This is a genomic window from Streptomyces sp. NBC_01591 (assembly GCF_035918155.1).
Classification (GTDB): domain Bacteria; phylum Actinomycetota; class Actinomycetes; order Streptomycetales; family Streptomycetaceae; genus Streptomyces.
Genome location: NZ_CP109328.1, coordinates 170,213 through 187,151, shown reverse-complemented (window position 1 = coordinate 187,151; position 16,939 = coordinate 170,213). Strand labels below are relative to the sequence as shown.

At 67.2% G+C, this 16,939-nt stretch carries 14 protein-coding genes and 6 pseudogenes; 13 read left to right on the top strand and 7 right to left on the bottom strand.

Annotated features, from left to right (window positions below; genetic code table 11):
- Nucleotides 1–88: 88 nt before the first annotated feature.
- A complete protein-coding gene (locus OG978_RS41750; protein ID WP_317865730.1) occupies nt 89–1,471 on the bottom strand; it encodes a UDP-N-acetylmuramoyl-tripeptide--D-alanyl-D-alanine ligase in 1,383 nt (460 codons plus the stop codon).
- Nucleotides 1,472–1,912: 441 nt separating this feature from the next.
- On the opposite strand from OG978_RS41750, the gene vanH reads away from it, so the two are divergent.
- The 4 genes from vanH to OG978_RS41730 are packed head-to-tail and all read left to right on the top strand — an operon-like array spanning nt 1,913 to nt 5,229.
- Nucleotides 1,913–2,953, top strand: a complete 1,041-nt coding sequence (gene vanH, locus OG978_RS41745; RefSeq protein WP_326763362.1) for a D-lactate dehydrogenase VanH — start codon at nt 1,913–1,915, stop codon at nt 2,951–2,953.
- Nucleotides 2,941–3,981 carry a D-alanine--(R)-lactate ligase gene (gene vanA, locus OG978_RS41740; RefSeq protein WP_326763361.1) on the top strand — a complete coding sequence of 347 codons (1,041 nt, stop codon included), beginning with the start codon at nt 2,941–2,943 and terminating at the stop codon, nt 3,979–3,981. The genes vanH and vanA overlap by 13 nt, the downstream gene beginning before the upstream one ends.
- Entirely contained in the window at nt 3,978–4,586 is a 609-nt protein-coding gene (gene vanX / locus OG978_RS41735) for a D-Ala-D-Ala dipeptidase VanX (protein WP_326763360.1), read from the top strand. Before vanA ends, vanX begins: the two co-directional genes overlap by 4 nt.
- Nucleotides 4,558–5,229, top strand: a complete 672-nt coding sequence (locus OG978_RS41730) for a hypothetical protein (RefSeq protein ID WP_326763359.1) — start codon at nt 4,558–4,560, stop codon at nt 5,227–5,229. The genes vanX and OG978_RS41730 overlap by 29 nt, the downstream gene beginning before the upstream one ends.
- A 160-nt stretch (nt 5,230–5,389) precedes the next feature.
- On the opposite strand, the pseudogene OG978_RS41725 reads toward OG978_RS41730, so the two are convergent.
- Nucleotides 5,390–5,663, bottom strand: a pseudogene (locus OG978_RS41725) (IS5/IS1182 family transposase); the annotation flags it as partial.
- A gap of 748 nt (nt 5,664–6,411) precedes the next feature.
- Here OG978_RS41725 and OG978_RS41715 point away from each other — a divergent pair.
- The 3 genes and pseudogenes from OG978_RS41715 to OG978_RS41705 all read left to right on the top strand — a co-directional run.
- Nucleotides 6,412–7,227: pseudogene (locus OG978_RS41715) on the top strand (ABC transporter transmembrane domain-containing protein); the annotation flags it as partial.
- 157 nt (nt 7,228–7,384) lie between these two features.
- The gene (locus OG978_RS41710) at nt 7,385–8,161 is read left to right on the top strand and encodes a cation:proton antiporter (RefSeq protein WP_326769887.1); all 777 of its coding nucleotides are present in this window, start codon (nt 7,385–7,387) and stop codon (nt 8,159–8,161) included.
- A gap of 217 nt (nt 8,162–8,378) precedes the next feature.
- Entirely contained in the window at nt 8,379–9,518 is a 1,140-nt protein-coding gene (locus OG978_RS41705) for a lipid II:glycine glycyltransferase FemX (RefSeq protein WP_442817634.1), read from the top strand.
- A 30-nt stretch (nt 9,519–9,548) separates the two neighbouring features.
- Here OG978_RS41705 and OG978_RS41700 read toward each other — a convergent pair.
- Nucleotides 9,549–9,748, bottom strand: a pseudogene (locus tag OG978_RS41700) (ferredoxin).
- Between the two features lie 631 nt (nt 9,749–10,379).
- A pseudogene (locus tag OG978_RS41695) lies at nt 10,380–11,039 on the bottom strand (TniB family NTP-binding protein); the annotation flags it as partial.
- A 32-nt stretch (nt 11,040–11,071) separates the two neighbouring features.
- On the opposite strand from OG978_RS41695, the gene OG978_RS41690 reads away from it, so the two are divergent.
- A complete protein-coding gene (locus tag OG978_RS41690; RefSeq protein ID WP_326763357.1) occupies nt 11,072–11,260 on the top strand; it encodes a hypothetical protein in 189 nt (62 codons plus the stop codon).
- 27 nt (nt 11,261–11,287) lie between these two features.
- Here the strand turns inward: OG978_RS41690 and OG978_RS41685 are convergent, their stop codons facing one another.
- Nucleotides 11,288–11,764: a hypothetical protein gene (locus tag OG978_RS41685; protein ID WP_326763356.1), complete on the bottom strand. Its 477-nt coding sequence runs from the start codon at nt 11,762–11,764 to the stop codon at nt 11,288–11,290.
- 160 nt (nt 11,765–11,924) lie between these two features.
- Nucleotides 11,925–12,560 (bottom strand): TetR/AcrR family transcriptional regulator, encoded by a 636-nt coding sequence (locus tag OG978_RS41680; RefSeq protein WP_326763355.1) that lies wholly within the window; start codon nt 12,558–12,560, stop codon nt 11,925–11,927.
- A gap of 128 nt (nt 12,561–12,688) precedes the next feature.
- Between OG978_RS41680 and OG978_RS41675 the strand changes: the two genes are divergently transcribed.
- From OG978_RS41675 to OG978_RS41655, 5 genes and pseudogenes are all read left to right on the top strand, one after another.
- Nucleotides 12,689–13,627 carry an alpha/beta fold hydrolase gene (locus OG978_RS41675; protein ID WP_326763354.1) on the top strand — a complete coding sequence of 313 codons (939 nt, stop codon included), beginning with the start codon at nt 12,689–12,691 and terminating at the stop codon, nt 13,625–13,627.
- 337 nt (nt 13,628–13,964) lie between these two features.
- Nucleotides 13,965–14,237 carry a DUF6225 family protein gene (locus tag OG978_RS41670; protein WP_326763353.1) on the top strand — a complete coding sequence of 91 codons (273 nt, stop codon included), beginning with the start codon at nt 13,965–13,967 and terminating at the stop codon, nt 14,235–14,237.
- Nucleotides 14,238–14,341: 104 nt separating this feature from the next.
- The gene (locus OG978_RS41665) at nt 14,342–14,833 is read left to right on the top strand and encodes an NUDIX hydrolase (protein WP_326769886.1); all 492 of its coding nucleotides are present in this window, start codon (nt 14,342–14,344) and stop codon (nt 14,831–14,833) included.
- A gap of 82 nt (nt 14,834–14,915) precedes the next feature.
- Nucleotides 14,916–15,296: pseudogene (locus tag OG978_RS41660) on the top strand (transposase); the annotation flags it as partial.
- Nucleotides 15,297–15,358: 62 nt separating this feature from the next.
- A pseudogene (locus OG978_RS41655) lies at nt 15,359–15,892 on the top strand (hypothetical protein).
- On the opposite strand, the gene OG978_RS41650 reads toward OG978_RS41655, so the two are convergent.
- Nucleotides 15,849–16,766, bottom strand: coding sequence for an IS5 family transposase (locus tag OG978_RS41650; RefSeq protein ID WP_326763352.1), 918 nt, complete (start codon nt 16,764–16,766; stop codon nt 15,849–15,851). The pseudogene OG978_RS41655 and the gene OG978_RS41650 overlap by 44 nt on opposite strands.
- Nucleotides 16,767–16,939 lie beyond the last annotated feature (173 nt).

The following is a 16,939-nucleotide window of genomic DNA, read 5'->3' as shown; positions in this document are numbered from 1 at the left end:
CGGGCAGCCGCCACCGCAGGTTGGGTCGCGTTGGACGAGGCGTGATCGCTCACCGTGATGGCACGTACCCGAAAAGCCACAGCCGCTCCTACCTGTCGTCCATCGGTCGACCTACCAGCACATCGTGGGGTCCGGACGCGAGCGCGGCGGCGACCTTGTCGAGGCGCGCCCCGCGGGAGGCCTTGACGAGCACCACATCGCCGGCAGTGAGCCGACCGCGCAGCCACTCGACGGCCGCGGCGTTGTCGGCCAGCGCCACCGCCCGCTCTCCGGCACCGTCGGCGAGCGGCCGGGTGCCGACCGCGACCACCACGTCGGCCCGGGAGGCGGCGTACTCCCCGATGGCGCGGTGCTCGGCCTCGTTGTCGTCGCCGAGTTCGAGCATTTCGCCGAGGACGGCGATGCGGCGCCCGCCCTCGATTGCCGCCAGCGCGTCCAGGGCGGCGCGGGTCGAGTCGGGGTCGGCGTTGAAGGAGTCGTTGAGCAGCGTTGCGCCGCCGACGAGGTCACGTAGTTCCAAGCGCCACTTCGACAGCGAGACCGTGGGCAGCGCTGCCGCGGCCCCATCGAGGGGAACGCCGGCCGCCAGCCCTGCCGCCGCGGCAGCCGACGCGTTGAGCGTCTGGTGAGTGCCCACGAGCGGCAGCCCGACGCGAGCCGAGGTGGCGGCGGTCCGCAGTGTGAAGGACGGCCGGGCGAGCCGGTCAAGGACTACGTCGAGTACGCGAACGTCGGCGTGTTCCGCCTGGCCGAACGTCAGCACCGGGCAGTCGGTGAGCGAGCGCATCGCGACCACCCGGGGATCGTCGGCGCTCAGGACCGCGGTGCCGCCGGGCGCCAGACCCTGCACCAGCTCACCCTTGGCCTGGGCGGTTGCCTCGCGCGACCCGAGATGGCTGAGGTGGGCCTGGCCGACGTTGAGGACGACACCGACGTCGGGCGCGACCAGGCCGGTGAGTTTGGAGATGTCGCCGATGCGGCGGACTCCCATCTCAAGGACGAGGAACCGGGTGGCCGCGTTGGAACGCAGCATGGTGAGCGGCACGCCGAGGTCGTTGTTGAGCGAGCCGATCGTGGCGATCGTCGGCGCGGCGCTCGACAACACGGCCGCCAGCAGGTCCTTGGTGCTGGTCTTGCCGCGGGATCCGGTCACCCCGACGACAGTCAGCCCGTCGCGCAGCCGTGCCACGACGTGGGTGGCGAGCGCCTGCAACGCGGCCTTGGCGTCCTCGACCACGACGGTCGGTAGCGCCGTGGGCCGGGAGCCGAGCACGGCCACCGCGCCGGCCCGGCCGGCCTGGATGGCGTAGTCGTGGCCGTCGACGTGTTCGCCGGCGAAGGCCACGAAGAGGCCGCCCGGCTCGGCCTGCCGGCCGTCGAGCACGGCCGGCGCGGTCACTGTCACGGCGCCGTCGCCCTCGACCGTCCCGCCGACAACTGTGGCGATCTCACCGAGGCTGAGCGGGATCATGCCCGGACCACGCAAGGATCGGCGAAGCACATCAACAACCGTCCGGTCGCTGTGCTGGCGATCGGGGGCGGGCTGGCGAAGTAGAGGATGGCAGAGGCTGATTCGCTGGAACTCATGCCTTCCAGTCAAGAGAGCGTGGTGTTGCCGGCGCGTATGCAGTTTTCGATACGTCGACGATATGTATGTTGCCGGCCGCTACAGGCGCAGGACGATGCTCGTCCTGATCTTCAAGGACGAGTCCCCAGCCCGTAGAGGTGCCGGCGAGGCGAATGCACAACACGTTGCGTGTCGCCCGCAGAGCTCCGGTCGATCCCACGGGCGAAGCCAGCGCGGCCGACCAGCCGCATCCATGCTCGCGCAGGGTGTTGGCCGGCAACGTATCGTCGGCGTATCAAAAAATGCATACGCGCTGGCAACACCACGCTCTCTTGACTGGAAGGCATGAGTTCCAGCGGACCAACACGAGCAGCGGCGTGCCGCACCCGAGCGCCAGCGTCGCCCTCACGGGCTGTCTCGGCAACGGGAATCACAGTCTATGGGTGCGAGCAGGACGAGGCCCTTCTATTCCGAGAAATGGCGCCTCGCTTTGGCATGGCGCCAACCATCACAAAGGAAGCGGTATCTGAAGCCAATATCGACCTGGCAGTCGGGAACCGATACATCAGCATCGGCCACAAGACGCACGTCACCCGTGCCACACTCAGCGCACTGAGCCGCGCCGGTGTGGAGTATCTCTCCACACGAAGCGTCGGATGCAACCACATCGACGTGAGCTACGCGGACAGCGTCGGTATCTCCGTCGGAAACGTGGCGTATTCTCCCGACAGCGTTGCCGACTACACGCTCATGCTGATGCTGATGGCCGTGCGCCACGCGAAGGCCACCGTCCGCCGCACCGATGCTCATGACTACCGGCTGAGTGAGATACGCGGCAAAGAGCTGCGCGACCTGACTGTCGGAGTGGTCGGCACGGGGCGTATCGGCACAGCAGTCATCGACCGATTGCGAGGCTTCGGCTGCCGCGTGCTGGCCTACGGCAATCGCCCCAAGACCCCCGCCGATTACACGCCGATCGACGAGCTGCTTCAGCACAGCGACATTGTCACGCTCCACACCCCGCTCACCGCAGAAACCCGCCATCTCGTCGATCGCCGACGTATCGACCAGATGAAACACGGCGCGTTCATCGTCAACACCGGACGCGGGCCACTCATCGATACCGAAGCCCTTCTATCGGCATTGGAGAGCGGCAGATTGGGCGGCGCGGCGCTGGACGTCCTCGACGGCGAAGAAGGAATCTTCTACACCGACTGCCGGAACAAGCCCATAGAGAACCGCCAGCTGTTGCGACTACAGGATCTGCCGAATGTGCTCATCAGCCCGCACACGGCCTATTACACCGACCACGCGCTGAGCGACACCATCAGAAACAGCCTCATCAACTGCCTCAACTTTGAAAGCGGGAAAACATGGACAGGTTGAAGATCGGCGTCATCTTCGGGGGCTCTTCCGAAGAACACCCCGTCTCCGTCAAGTCCGCCCAAGAGGTCGCAAAGAACCTCGACACCGGTAAATACGAGCCGTACTGGATCGGCATCACGCAGTCCGGTGCCTGGCAGCTCTGTGACTCCCCTGGCACAGACTGGGAGAACACCGACGCTCGGCCGGTCATGCTGTCACCCGACCGAAGCGTCCACGGACTGCTCGTCCTGGAACAGGACCGATTCGAAGTGATCCGTCTGGACCTCGTGCTGCCCGTCCTGCACGGCACACTCGGCGAAGACGGGGCGATCCAGGGCCTGTTGGAGCTCTCTGGCGTCCCCTATGCCGGCTGCGATATCCAGAGCTCTGCCATCTGCATGGACAAATCCCTGACCTACGCCGTCGCCAAGAGCGCGGGCATCGCCACGCCAAATTTCCGGGTGGTCGCGGGAGACGAGAAGGTCGACGCCGAACAGCTTCCTTATCCCGTCTTCGTGAAGCCAGCCCGTTCGGGCTCATCCTTCGGCGTCAGCAAAGTCGCCGGAGCAGAGGACTTGCCGAGTGCGCTGGAGGCCGCACGGCAGTACGACTCGAAGGTCCTGATCGAAGAGGCCGTGGCCGGGAGTGAGGTCGGCTGCGCGATCCTGGGGGACCCATCCACCCCGATCGCGGGCGAGGTGGACCGCGTAGCCCTCTCCCACGGATTCTTCAGGATCCACCAGGAGGAGTCACCCGAGAGTGGTTCGGAGAACTCGACGTTCATCGTTCCCGCCGACATCTCCGAAGAATCGCGTCGGCTCGTCCAAGAGAGCGCCAAGACCATCTACCGCACACTGGGCTGCCAGGGGCTTGCCCGCGTGGACGTGTTCCTCCAGGACGACGGCCAGGTGGTACTCAACGAAGTCAACACCTTTCCCGGCATGACCTCCTACAGCCGCTATCCACGGATGATGGGCGCCGCAGGAATGCCGCTTTCCGACGTCATCGACCGGCTCGTGTCAATGACACTGCACCGGAAAAAGCGATGAACGGCGACTTCGGGTACCTGGACGAGCTGGTGCCCGGCATCCGTTGGGATGCCAAGTACGCCACCGGGGACAACTTCACCGGAAAGCCGGTAGACGGATACCTGGTGAATCGGATAGTCGGCACCAGAGCCTTGTGCGCAGCCCTGGGGCGAGCGCAGGAAAAAGCCGCGTCCCGCGGCTTCGGCTTGCTTGTCTGGGACGGATACCGTCCGCAACGCGCCGTCGACTGCTTCATGCGCTGGTCCGAACAGTCGGAGGACGGCCGGACAAAGCAGCGGCACTACCCCAATATCGACAGGTCCGAGCTTTTCGACAAGGGATACGTGGCTGCCAAGTCAGGCCACAGCCGCGGCAGTTCCGTCGACTTGACGCTCTACACCCTTGCCACCGGAGAAAATGCTTGCATGGGTGGTGAACACGACCTCATGGACTCGATCTCACATCATGGAGCAGCAGGAATAAGACCCATCGAAGCGGAAAACCGCGAGCACCTTTGCTCCGTAATGGAGGACTGCGGATTTGCTCGCTACGCCTGCGAGTGGTGGCACTACACGCTGGAAAGCGAGCCTTACTCAGATGTCTATTTCGACTTTCCCATCACCTGATGGAAGCCTCCCTTACGTCTCACAGTGGGGAAGCCTGGACCGGAACGACGAGGTCGTCATGCGGCGTGCCGCCCCATCCAGGATCGACGTCTTCCTGAGGCGCACCGATCCATCGCAACTGCACGACTGGACCTCCGACGGGTACCACTCGCGCGAGGAGTACCTGTTCTGGTCCCGCAAAGTCTGCGGCTTGGCATGTCTGCAGTCCCTGCTCCACGGCTGGACGGACACCCGACTGCTGATGCGTGAACTCCTTGCGCTGGCCCTCGACTGGGGTTGCTACGTGGTGGAACCCCAGGGCAAGGTCCAAGGACTGATATACCGGCCATTCATGGCTTGGGTCAGCTCACACTTCGGATTCAAATGCCAACTGGTCGAGAACACACCGATTCAAGCATCCGCCCGAGCGGTGCGCCCCGGGCAAGCCCTGATCGCTTCAGTGTCTCCTGAGATTCGCGACCCAAGCACCTATAAACCGCGGCGGGGAGGGCATCTTGTGCTGGTTCATGAGGTCCATGGCGGGACGGTGCGGTTCCATAATCCGTCGGGCTACTCCCACAATGCGGACTCCGCATCGCTGCCCATGCGCGTATTCGAGCGCTTCCACGCAGGACGAGGAATCCTGGTCAGTGTGACACCGTGAGGCCAGGCGAACCGGCACCGCGCGCCGCTGCGAGCGCACGATTGAGGGTCTGCTGAGCCGGCATCAGCCCGGCCCGGGCGGGCGCGGGAGGAGTGTGGTCCCTCACGGCCCGTCCCCCGAGCCGTGGTCGGCCTGAAAGAGCTCCAGTTGAGCTTCTTCGGCGCTGCCGCTGCGGGCTGGAGACCGCTTCGACGATTGACGTCCTGCGGTGGGACTGCCACGGTATCTGCGGACGACCCGCCAGGACGTCAGGCGGGCGGCGCCGCGCTCGACCGGTGCCCGGGCCCGCCGGGGGCCCCGGTGACGCCCGCGCTCAGCCAGGGGCCGGCGCCCTGGGTCGGCGGGATCGGCCAGGACGGAAACGGCCTGGCCCTCACAGATGCGGATGATCCGGTGAGTGCGGGCGCGGTCAGGTCGTGAGCCCGGCCCGACAGCGTGCGGGCGGAATACCCCACGACGGTCGCTGAGATGTACCACGGGGGTCGGGACGCCCCCGTACACAGCCTTCTCCACACCCAGCTCCACCGGCCGGTCCGCGTTGCCGGACCGGTCCGACCCCTGCGGTACGGCGATCACCGGGGCCCTGTTCGCGGCGGTGCCTCACTGCAGTCGGGGCCGACCACTTCGGTGGTGGGCTGCATGACCCTCGGGATCAGGACCAGGGCTTGTTCCGGGCTGCCCGGCATGAAGGTGAAAGCCGGCCGCCCGGTGACTGCCCGCACCTGCACCCCGTGCCGGCGGCGCGTGGGGGAGCAGTCCGCGCGTGAGACTGCGACCCGGTCGCACTCGGCGAGGGCGCCGCCCGGCAGAGGGTCGAGTACGGCAGGACAGATGACCAACGAGGCCCCCCGGGCAGCATGATGGAGACATCAGACATCTCGATCAACAGCCCCGGGGCCTCGCTCGTGGCGGCTCGCAGACCGTCACTTGACGCGGCCACCTCGAAGAGGCTCACCGTCGGCAAAAGCGGGATCACGTCACGGCGGCAAGCCGACGAGCCCCGGGGCGAGAGGGTGATCGCGGTGGTCCCCCGCGCCGCGGCAGCCGTGCGGCACGGACACCGACAGATGCGTCCAAGTGCCCGAAGTCTTCAGTTGGACTCACTCGTGGACATCGACTTGGTTCAGCACGATTGAGATTCGCTGACTTCGTGAGCCGTGTGAGAGGGGCACCTGCGTGGAAATGGTGTTGCGCTACCAGGGGGTGAGGAAGAGCGATGACGATCCCGATCCCTGGCGGACCACGATCCACCCGGGGACGGTGCGCCGAGTGCTCGCCTACTTCCGCCCGCACATCCGCATGGTGGCGCTCTTCGTCGTAGTCGCCACGATGGAGGCGCTGACCGTCGCCGCAACTCCCTTGCTGCTGAGGGAGCTCGTCGACAACGGCATCGTCAAGAACGATCGCGGGGTCGTGATCTTGACGGCCTGCCTGGCCGTCGGCCTTGCCGTGCTGGGCGCGGGGTTGTCGCTGGTGTCCGCCTATATCTCCGGGCGGATCGGGCAGGTGGTCAGCTACGACCTCCGGGTTCAGGCGCTCGACCACGTCCGGCGGCTGCCGCTCGCGTTCTTCACCCGCACCCAGACGGGGGTGCTGGTCGGCCGGCTGCACACCGAACTGATCATGGCACAGCAGCAGTTCAGCGGCTTGCTGATGGCGGCCACCAGTGCGGTCATGGTCGTGGTGGTGCTGGCCGAGCTGTTCTACCTGTCGTGGCTTGTCGGCGTCATCACGCTGGCGCTGGTTCCGATATTCATCGTGCCCTGGGTTCACGTGGGGCGGGTGATACAGCGGCGCACCCAACGGCAGATGGACGAGAACGCCGGCCTCGGCGGACGGCTGCAGGAGCGGTTCAACGTACAGGGGGCGATGCTCTCCAAGCTCTTCGGCCGTCCGGACGAGGAGATGGCCGAATACGCGGATCGTGCCAATAGGATCCGCGAGATCGGCGTGAACCTTGCCGTCTGGGGCCGGATGGCCTTCGTGATGATGACGCTGATGGCCTCGCTCTTCCGCTATCCCACCGCGGAGGAGGTCTCACTGGCGTCTCTGGAGCATCTGCGGACCGATCGCGAGCACGGGAAAGCGACGCCGGATGTCCTGCGCGACGTGAGTTTTCACGTGCAGGCCGGAACCCTCACCGCAGAACTCCCGCCTGGGGCGGCTGTCCCTGGTCGCCGCCTCGATCGACGACGCGGCGGCCTGGTGCTTCCTGGCCACGCTGACGGCCGTGCACACCGGTTCCGGGGCCGCCGACGCTCTGCCCATGATCGGCTACAGCATCCTGTTCACCGCCGTGATGCTGCTCGGAGTGTCCCGGCTGCTGCGGCCGCTGGCGCGGCACGTCGGCCGACAGGGCACGCTGAGCCCCGGCGTGATGTACGTCGTCGTCATCGTCCCGATCGTCTGCGGATACCTCACCGACCTGATCGGGATCTACTCGGTCTTCGGCGGCTTCATCGCCGGCCTGGCCATGCCCCGTGACCCGCAGTTCCGCCAAGCGCTGCACAGCCGGATGATGGATACCGTCTCCACGCTACTGCTGCCCGTCTTCTTCGCCCTGTCCGGCCTCACCACCGACCTGCGGAGCATTTCGGCCGACACCCTGCTGTTCGGCGTCGCCGCGCTCCTGGCGGGACTCGCGGGCAAATACTTCGGCAGCACCCTGGCTATGAAGACACTCCGCTTCAGTTGGCGCGAGGCATTCGCTGTGGGAGGACTGATGAACGCCCGCGGCATGATGATCATCATCTTCATCAACATCGGCTTGGCGCAGGGCCTGATCACCAAGCCGGTGTTCTCCGTTCTCGTCATGGTCGCCGTCATCACGAGCACCGCGGCCCTGCCGCTGTACCGCCGGGCGCTCCCGAAACACCTGGAGATGCACTCGGCAGCGAAGCGCCCACTCCGGCGCCGGCACCACGCCCCCTGACGACAACCGACATGCACTGATGTGCAAGTACCCGCCGGAGGTCCAGACCCATGGTCGGGTCGAGGACATCCCGGCAGCCACCGGCTGGTGGCGGCCAGAACCAGATAGTGAGCCGCCGGGTGGTGACATATCGTCGGCGTATCGAGAATCGCATACGCCCGGGCAACACCCTGCTACATTGACTGGTGGCATGTCCTTCAACCCCTCCAGCGAACCAATGCGACCTGCAGCCCGGAATCCGGTCGTCAGGCCGATCAGCGCCGCCGAGCATATGGCGTTCGTGCGGGCCCAGCGGTCGGTCAGCTTTCTGCAGACCCCGGCGTGGGGCCGCGTCAAGACCGAGTGGCGCAGCGAGTCCCTCGGCTGGTTCGAGGGGCGGCGCCTGGTTGGTGCTGGGCTCGTACTGCACCGCCCGGTGCCGCGGCTCGACCGCTTCACGCTGGCGTATCTACCCGAGGGCCCGGTCATCGACTGGAGCGGCGAGATCGGTGCTTGGCTCGATCCGCTGGCGATCCATCTCAAGGCCCACGGCGCGTTCGCGATCCGGCTCGGCCCGCCGGTGTGCACACACACCTGGAGCGCCGCCCAGGTCAAGGAGGGCATCGCCGACCCGGGCAGCAAACGGCTCACCGACATCTCCGGCCACTGGGCCGACCCGGTCGGTGCCCGCGTGGCCAGCTGGTTCCGGGACGCCGGCTGGCTGCCGCAGAGCCCGGAGGACGGGTTCGGGGTCGGGCATCCACAGTTCAAGTACGAGATCCCGATGGTAGGCAGGACCGAGGACGAGCTGCTCAGGGGCATGAACCAGCAGTGGCGTCGCAACATCAAGAAGGCGGCTAAGGAGGGCGTCGAGGTCACGGTCAGCGACAGGGGCCCGGAGGACCTCAAGGCGTTTCACGACCTCTACGTCCACACCGCCGAGCGCGACCACTTCACACCCCGGCCGCTGCGCTACTTCGAGACCATGTTCGCGGCGCTGAGTGCCGAGGACCCCGAGCGGATCAAGCTCTACCTGGCCCGCCATCAGGGCGACTTGGCCGCCGCTACTCTCCTGGTCCGCGTCGGCACCCACGCCGTGTACGCCTATGGCGCCTCCTCCACCGCGAAGCGCGAGGTGCGCGGCTCCAACGCCTGCCAGTGGGCGATGATCCGCGACTCGCTCGCGGCCGGCTGCGACGTCTACGATCTGCGTGGCATCACCCCCACCCTCGACGCCGACGACCCGCACGTCGGCCTTGTCCAGTTCAAAGTCGGCACCGGCGGCCAGGCGATGCGGTACATCGGCGAGTGGGACCTGCCGCTGCGACCGATGGTTTACCGGGCCTTCGATCTCTATATGAGGCGGCGCGGACGCTGAACCGCACACACGACTCGATCGGTGCGGCGGTCACGACGACTCCCCGAGCCGGATCGCTGTCGCGGGGCATATCGTGGCCGACTCGCGTACGGCGTCGTGGAGTTCGGAGGGCGGAGTGTCATCGAGGAGTTCGACCATGCCGTCCTCGTCCCGCTGGTCGAAGACGTCGGGGCGAGCATCACGCACTGGCCCGAGGCAACACACCTGGGAACGTCGACCTCAACACGCATCATGGTTCTTCCCTGTTTCTCTGTGTGGGGCCCGTCACCAGATGACGGGTATTTACTCGACGCCGTAGACGATGGAGCCCTGCCTGAAGTCGATCTCCCTCCGGGGCACGGCAATCTTCAGGTCGGGAGGTGCCGGAAGAGCTCGGGCAGGACGATCCGCAGTTCGGTACGGGGCGGGCACTGGAAGGGCCGGGGATGACTCCGTTGCGCGAAGGGGACTTGGGAAGGTCACCTCCGCAACGGAGAAGCTTCGTTGCGTGTGGTTGCGCATCCATCCATCGTCGTCTCGCTACTGTGACCTGCGCACTCACAAGATCCCCGGGGCTTTGCAATCGCCCTGCCTGGCTACCGGCGACTGCGATATTCGCGTTACGCCGACGACACCATGCTCGGTGTCGTTTCGTGGGGTGTAGTTGAGGTACGGGGAGGGGTGTGTGCTGGGGATATCCGGGATTGGTTGAGACCGTGTGAGCGCGGGTTCGCGGGGGCGTAGGCCTGCTGGTCTGGGGATGTCTCTTCTTCGTTGAGATCACCTTGGCGTTCCTCAGATAGCGTCAACTCCTAAAGGACCAAGTGTGTTTTCCCTGGTCACAGCCTTCTGCGTCGACCGCTGGGCAGAAAATGAGAGGGGCTACCGGCGGGGTGCGCGGGACCCGTTCGGGGCGGGGCGGCGGTGGGTTTCGGCGAGGTGGTCCAGGCGGACCTGGTCCAGGGACGCCTTGGTGATGCGTTCGGTGCCGTCGAGGATGCTCGTGATCGCGGCTTGGCGGATCAGCCGGGTCAGGCTCCCGATCCTGCCTGCGGTCCTTTGGTGGAGGTAGGCGGTGTGGCGGGGGAGTGTCCCGGCCCGGTGCGCGCGGAGATCGAGTGCGGCTTCTACGCCCGCGATCAGTTCTCTGAAGGGTTCGCGTGTGCCGAGCCGTGCCGGGAACGCCCCGCATTCCACGAGGGAAGCCCGCCCGGCAAGCTGGGCCCCGCGCACACCGCTGAACAACGCGGTGGTGGTGACGTCGATGCCCGCGTACACGAACGTCGCCCCGATGCGTTCGGTGAGGTCTTTGAGCAGGTCGGTGGTTTCCGCGCCGGTGGTGGTGCGGGGGTTGAGCCGGTGGATCTCGTCGATGAGTACCAGACGCACGCCCGCATGGTTGTAGGTGTGGCAGACGGCGTCGGTGATCTGGGCCTGGGTCATGCGGGCGGTGACGGGGATGCCGAGGTAGCGGGCGAACTCCGTGGCCAGGGCTTTTGCTGTCGCCGCGGGCGGTACCAGGACGTAGGCGACCGGCACCGGCGCAGGAGGCGGCGGCCTGGCTGCGCGAGCTGGTGGCCGGCGGCGAACTCACCGCCGGCGAGGTCCTCGACGAGGCGGCCGACTCCGCGGTGCTGACCGGTCTGCTGGCGCTGCAGGAGGCGCGCATCGCGTCCAATCCGTGCACGGCGGCGGAGCTGTGCCTGAGCGCTGTGCCCCACATCGCGCTCGCGGTCACCCTGGCCAGCGCCGACCTGGACTGAGCGAGACCAGGAAAGAGACCCCCTATGTCAATCATCGGACCCGGCTACGACGACCCCGAGTACGACAACTACGACGGCAGCGCCGGTCCGGGTGCGCGGGTCAGGATTCGGGTCAGACGCACAGCGTTGAGCACCAGGAGGACGACATCGGTCCGCGGCTGCTCCGGCCGCGGCGGCCGTGAGGACCGGTTCTCGTCCAGGGCTGTTCGGTTGGCTGACCAGTGTGGATTCCTGAAGGTGGACGACCGGCTTCAGCGGACCAGGTCGTCCACCCCCGCCCAGCAGACCTCGGGGCAGGGCCGATTCTTGAAACCAGCTCGCCGACGCCCGCTGCCATGGGGTGGCCAGTTGCGGCTCCTCCAGGATCTCGGCGACCTTCCGCGCCAGCCCCGCGACCTGCGGCGGCAGGTAGCCGTCCAGCGAGTCGACGTCGTCACACAGCCTGGCCCTCAGCCCGTGCAGGCACGCCTCGGTGAACAGCTGCTGCTCATCGACCTCGGCCATCAACCCACCCTCGGCATAGCCCTGACCACAGCAATCGTCAAAACCTGTGGGTCGAGGCGTTAGCGTCGCCGAGCGGGGCGTTTGCAGCGGCGCCGGATGTGTTGCCTGAATCCTTCAGAGTCGCGCACTATCCGCGTGCCACAACTGCCGCAACGGCACGTCAGATTGGATTCTCCCCAGCCACCGACGTCTCGACGGTCACGAAGATCCGGTCCAGGTGATGATGGAGTACCTCGATGGCCGACTCCGGACTCCGCTGGCCCACGAGGATGCTGGTGCCCATGGTCGCCGCCATCGCAAGCAGACTGATCGCCTCCGTGCGTGCGTCGATGTCGGGACCGGCCAGGCCTGATGCCTGGGTCTGTTCGAGCAAGCCTGTCAGGGCGTTTTCCGCGGCGTCGGGGTTGTCGAGGAAGGGCTGAGCAGCCAGCGCCTCATTGGTCACGGACAGGATCGAGTAGGAGCTGTAGAGGAGGTGGAAGGTGCGGCTCTCCTCGTCGGTGGGGAGGGACGCCACGAGGATCGCCTCGATAGTCGCGCGGGGGCCCGGGTCCGGGCCGGCGGCAGCCAGGCGGGTGCCCACCCGTGCGGTGAAGCGATCGGTCAGGTGCTGGACCCCGTAGAAAAGCAGCTTCTCCTTGGTCTCGAAGTAGTACTGCACGAGCCGGAGTGACACTCCGGCCTCCGCGGCCACGTCGCGCATGCCGACGGCGTGCAGTCCTCGCCGCCCCGCGACCCGGATGAACGCATCGGCGATCTGGGTGCGCCGCTCCTCGTGATCCACACGCTTTGGCATGTGCCGGTGTCTCCGCCCGTCGGTGGTGGGGTTCGCCGTCCGCTCTCTCCGGACCCCTTCATGGTACCGCCGTACCACCATCATGGTACGGTCGTATTACGAAGAACGGATCTTCCCGGAGGTGCCCCGTGCCCGAGAACACGACCCGTGTGCGCCGCGACGTCGGCCGCTACGTCAACGACACCCTGCGCGACCGCTACTTCGCCGCCAGCGACGTCCTCTACGCGATGGGCGCACCCGTTCGTTCCGAGACGGACGTCGAGACGAGCTTCGGCACCACGCACGTCTACCGGTACGGCCCCTCGGACCCCGCCGCCGAATCCCGCACGCCGGTCGTCCTGATCCACGGCGCGGGCTACTGCTCGGCGATGTGGTACCCCAACACCCCCGCGCTCAGCGGCGAACGGCCCGTCTACGCGCTCGACACCCCAGGTGACGCCGGGCGCAGCGTGCACCGGGAGCCCATGTGGCAGCCCGAGCGTGCCGCCCAGTGGATGGACGAGGCCCTCGACGCGCTCGGCCTGGACCGGGTCCACCTCGTCGGCTCCTCATATGGCGGCTGGCTGGTGCTCAACCAGGCGCACCGCCGACCCGGACGGCTCGCCTCGGTCACCGCCCTCGACCCCGGCGGCCTGGAGAAGGTAGGCCTGCGCTTCTTCGCCTGGGTCTTCGTGAGCCTCTTCGCCAGCTTCGCCCCCAAGGCGCTGCGCCCCCGCCTCGCCTCCTGGCTGGAGCAGCCGGTCATCGCCGTTCCCGAGTTGCGAAAGTGGGTCCAGGTGGGCGCCCGGGCCTTCAGGATCCGCCGCCCCGCACCGCTGCCGCTGGCCGAGGATGCACTGCGCTCCATCCGGACCCCGCTCTACGTCATCATGGGCAAGCGCAGCCTTCTGGTACACCCGCAACGGCAGTTGGAGCGGGTGCCGCGCCTGATCCCCGGGGCCCGTGCCGAGATCATCGCCGCGACGGGCCACGGACCGCAGATCGACCATCCCGACGTGGTCAACGCCCGGATGCTGAGCTTCATGGAGGATGTCGACTCCCTCGACCCGGCCGCAGTCGACGCGTAGGACCTGCGGCTGGGGAACACTGGCGCAGGTGTGGCGGCTGCAGTCAGTGCAGGTGCAGCGGTGGTACGACCAGGACCACGGCGAGGAGACGTGGCCTTGGTGACGGATATCGCCTGCCCCGAATAGGCGAGAGTCGACACCGTTGGCCCGAGAGGCTGGACCCTCCCCGAAGCGGACCGACCTCGAGGCCGCCCGGTACGGTATCCACCGGCTGGGCCTGCTTCACCACCGGTGATCAGCTTTTCACCCCAGTCCCCTGTACCCCGGATCAGCGCTCTGGCCCGGGGTACAGCCGTGTCTCCACCAGCAACGCCGCCTGGTTCGGCACTCTGTGCGCATGACCGACGTCTTTGACCACGCGCCGCAGGTATGGAACGCCGCGCAGCTCCGCGCAGCACTCAAGGACCTGCCCGACGACACCCCCATTCACATTGGTGTCGCTGAAGACCCCGGCGACTTCGGCGGGTACCGCGAATCCGTCCTCGTCGACGCCGACCACGTGGAGAACTGGTGGCCGGCCACTGGCACCACGCCCGAACGGGCAGAGAAGGAGAAGGCGCTCACTCTCTTTGCCGACTGGACGCCCGGAGAGTACGACCTGCTCGACTGAACCTGTGAACCTGAATCCGGCTCTGACCGGAATTGCGTGAAAGCTCAGCCCGGTGACCAACTCCGTTGGTCGCCCAGGGACAGCGGCTCTAATCTGACGAGGTGATGAAACCGGAGGGGAGCCTGGTGCCGCGCCCGAGCGCGCGCGTGGTGTTGCTGGACGACGTCAGTCGGCTACTGCTGTTCTCCGCCCTGAACAAGGGGGACGGTTCCGTCCGGTGGTTCACCCCTGGAGGCGGGCTCAAGCCAGGCGAAAGCCACGAGCAGGCAGCCCTGCGGGAGTTGCAGGAGGAAACCGGGCTGACGAACCTCTCGCTGGGTCCGGAGATTTGGCGAGGGCGTCCGTGGACAGCGGTCCGGGGCAGCGTCGCTTATGAGGTTCGCCAGCGCTACTACATGGCCCGGGTGCCTGCGTTCCAGGTCGATACCTCGGCTTTCGAGGAGATCGAGAAGGCCGCGATCACTGGGCACCGCTGGTGGACCGTAGCGGAACTGGCCGCGACCTCGGATGTATTGCGGCCGGCTGGGCTGCCGAAACTGTTGGCGTCCTTGCTGACCGACGGCCCACCGGACCGACCGATCCCCGTAGACGGCTGAGCGCACGTCCTTACTGATCGTTTCAGAATGAGATCGGTGTGTTGGCTTGGCACTTAGGTGTTGCGTCGGCAGGATCTGCCGGGTGTCTGCTGATCTTGTGCCTGATGACTTGTGGGAGCGCATAGCCCCGCTGCTGCCGGTTCGTCCGCCTCGTCGGCAGCGGTATCCCGGGCGGTTGCCCGCCGATGACCGTGCTGCCCTGCGGGGCATCGTTTACGTGCTGCGCAAGAGTGTGAGCTGGCGGGATGTACCTGCAGAGCTGGTCGGCTGCAGTGGGGTGACGGCCTGGCGGCGCCTGCGGGACTGGACCGAGGCTGGCGTATGGCCCCGCCTGCATGAGGTCCTGCTTGCAGAACTACGCAGAGAAGGTCTGCTGGAGATGGATGACGCTGCGATCGACGGTTCGCACGTCAGAAGCTGTTGTCTTTCCGGACGTGATGGACGTGTTTCCGCTGGTCGGGGATAGGAGTGGTGGGTTCGTGGGAGTGGTGGCCTGTCGGGTCGTCGTTCCCCGGGAGGTCGCGGATGCCGTCGGTTGTTGGACTGCTGGAACAACACGAACTCGCTGCTCGGCGTCGAGTCGACGGGCTGCGGGCGGAGGCCGACCGCATCCAGGCCGAGCTGGCTGCGGCCGAGCTGGAATGGCAGGAGTGGGCGATCGCTCGCAGGCGGGTCGATGCGGTGCTGGCTCCGGTCGGCGGCACCGCCGAAACGGAGGTCCCCGAGGATCCGCGGGACGCGGAGGCGCGGTCAGTGTCTGGGGAGGCGGCGAAGCCGAAGTCGCAGGTGCCGGTGTGGCGTGACGGTCTTTCCTCGGCGGCGCTGTCGGTGGACTACCAGCGCATTCTGCAGGCTCTCGCGGACCGGGCCCGGCTCGGTCAAGGGCCGCTGACCTGCCAGGAGATGGCCGCGGTGTTCGGCGTGGACCCGGTGCCGGCCAAGGTGGAGGCGCTGCGGTCGAAGGCGAAACGTCTGGTCGCGCGCGGCTGACTGGCCGAGCGGCAGCCGGGCCGGTTCACGCTCGCTGCGGGTGTGGCCGGGCCAGGCGGCGGGTCATGAGCAGGGTCATCGACCAGTAGATCATCGCCTCGGCGCTGGTGGTGCGGCGCTCGAAGTCGCGGGCCAGGCGGCGGGTGCGCATCAGATGCGCGAAGAACCGTTCGACGATCCACCGCTTGGGCAGCACCACGAAGCCGCGCATGTCGTCGCTGCGTTTGACGATCGCCAGGACCAGGGCGAGCGTGGCCAGGCAGTGCTCGACGAGGCTGCCGGTGTAGCCGCCGTCGGCCCAGACGCGGGCGAGGCGGTGGTGCGAGTCGGCCACTTGCCTCAGCAGGACGTGGGCGGCAGCGCGGTCGCCGGTGTCCGCGGCGGTGACCATCACGCCCAGCAGCAGGCCGAGGGTGTCGACCACGACGTGCCGCTTGCGCCCGTTGACCAGCTTGCCGCCGTCAAAGCCGCGGCTGTCCACGCCGACGACGGCGTCCGCCTTGACGGACTGCGAGTCGATCACACCCGCACTCGGCTCCGCATCGCGGCCCAGCCTCTCGCGGACCCTGGCACGCAGCCGGTCGTGGAACTCCTTGACCAGCACGTGGTCGCGCCAGCGGCGGAAGAAGGCATACACCCGGTCCCACGGCGGGAAGTCGGCGGGCATCGCCCGCCACTTGATCCCGTTGTCCACGAGATACCGGACCGCGTCCAGCAGCGCGCGGTGGCAGTACCCTTCCGGCCGGCCGCCCCGCCCGCGCATCCAGCCCGGCACCGGCAGCAGCGGCCGGACCTCAGCCCACTCCCCGTCCGTCATGTCCGTCGGGTACCGGCGCTGCCGCGCGGGCCGGTCGGCCGCGTTGCCGTACACGTGCGCGAGGCAATCACACGATGGAGCAGCCGAGTTGGACTGCCCGGCCGTCGGCACGGAAGACTGCGGCATCGGGGCCTCCTGTTGCTCTATGGATTCGACACCCACGAGCTGTTCAGGAGGTCCCGTCTTCATGCCCTGGCCACGGCAGGATCACCCAACCGGGAATCCACGTTCGACCGCCACCGCTCAAGATCGAAAAGACAACAGCTTCTGAGCGGCGGGATCACCATGTGGCGCCCATG

Excerpts from the sequence above, each read along its gene's own strand:
- vanX (WP_326763360.1), top strand. The coding sequence starts at position 3,978 with ATGAACGGCGACTTCGGGTACCTGGACGAGCTGGTGCCCGGCATCCGT.
- OG978_RS41650 (WP_326763352.1), bottom strand. The coding sequence starts at position 16,766 with ATGCCGCAGTCTTCCGTGCCGACGGCCGGGCAGTCCAACTCGGCTGCT.
- vanA (WP_326763361.1), top strand. The coding sequence starts at position 2,941 with ATGGACAGGTTGAAGATCGGCGTCATCTTCGGGGGCTCTTCCGAAGAA.
- vanH (WP_326763362.1), top strand. The coding sequence starts at position 1,913 with ATGAGTTCCAGCGGACCAACACGAGCAGCGGCGTGCCGCACCCGAGCG.
- OG978_RS41685 (WP_326763356.1), bottom strand. The coding sequence starts at position 11,764 with ATGGCCGAGGTCGATGAGCAGCAGCTGTTCACCGAGGCGTGCCTGCAC.
- OG978_RS41730 (WP_326763359.1), top strand. The coding sequence starts at position 4,558 with ATGTCTATTTCGACTTTCCCATCACCTGATGGAAGCCTCCCTTACGTC.
- OG978_RS41680 (WP_326763355.1), bottom strand. The coding sequence starts at position 12,560 with ATGCCAAAGCGTGTGGATCACGAGGAGCGGCGCACCCAGATCGCCGAT.
- OG978_RS41665 (WP_326769886.1), top strand. The coding sequence starts at position 14,342 with ATGAAACCGGAGGGGAGCCTGGTGCCGCGCCCGAGCGCGCGCGTGGTG.
- OG978_RS41705 (WP_442817634.1), top strand. The coding sequence starts at position 8,379 with ATGCGACCTGCAGCCCGGAATCCGGTCGTCAGGCCGATCAGCGCCGCC.
- OG978_RS41750 (WP_317865730.1), bottom strand. The coding sequence starts at position 1,471 with ATGATCCCGCTCAGCCTCGGTGAGATCGCCACAGTTGTCGGCGGGACG.
- OG978_RS41670 (WP_326763353.1), top strand. The coding sequence starts at position 13,965 with ATGACCGACGTCTTTGACCACGCGCCGCAGGTATGGAACGCCGCGCAG.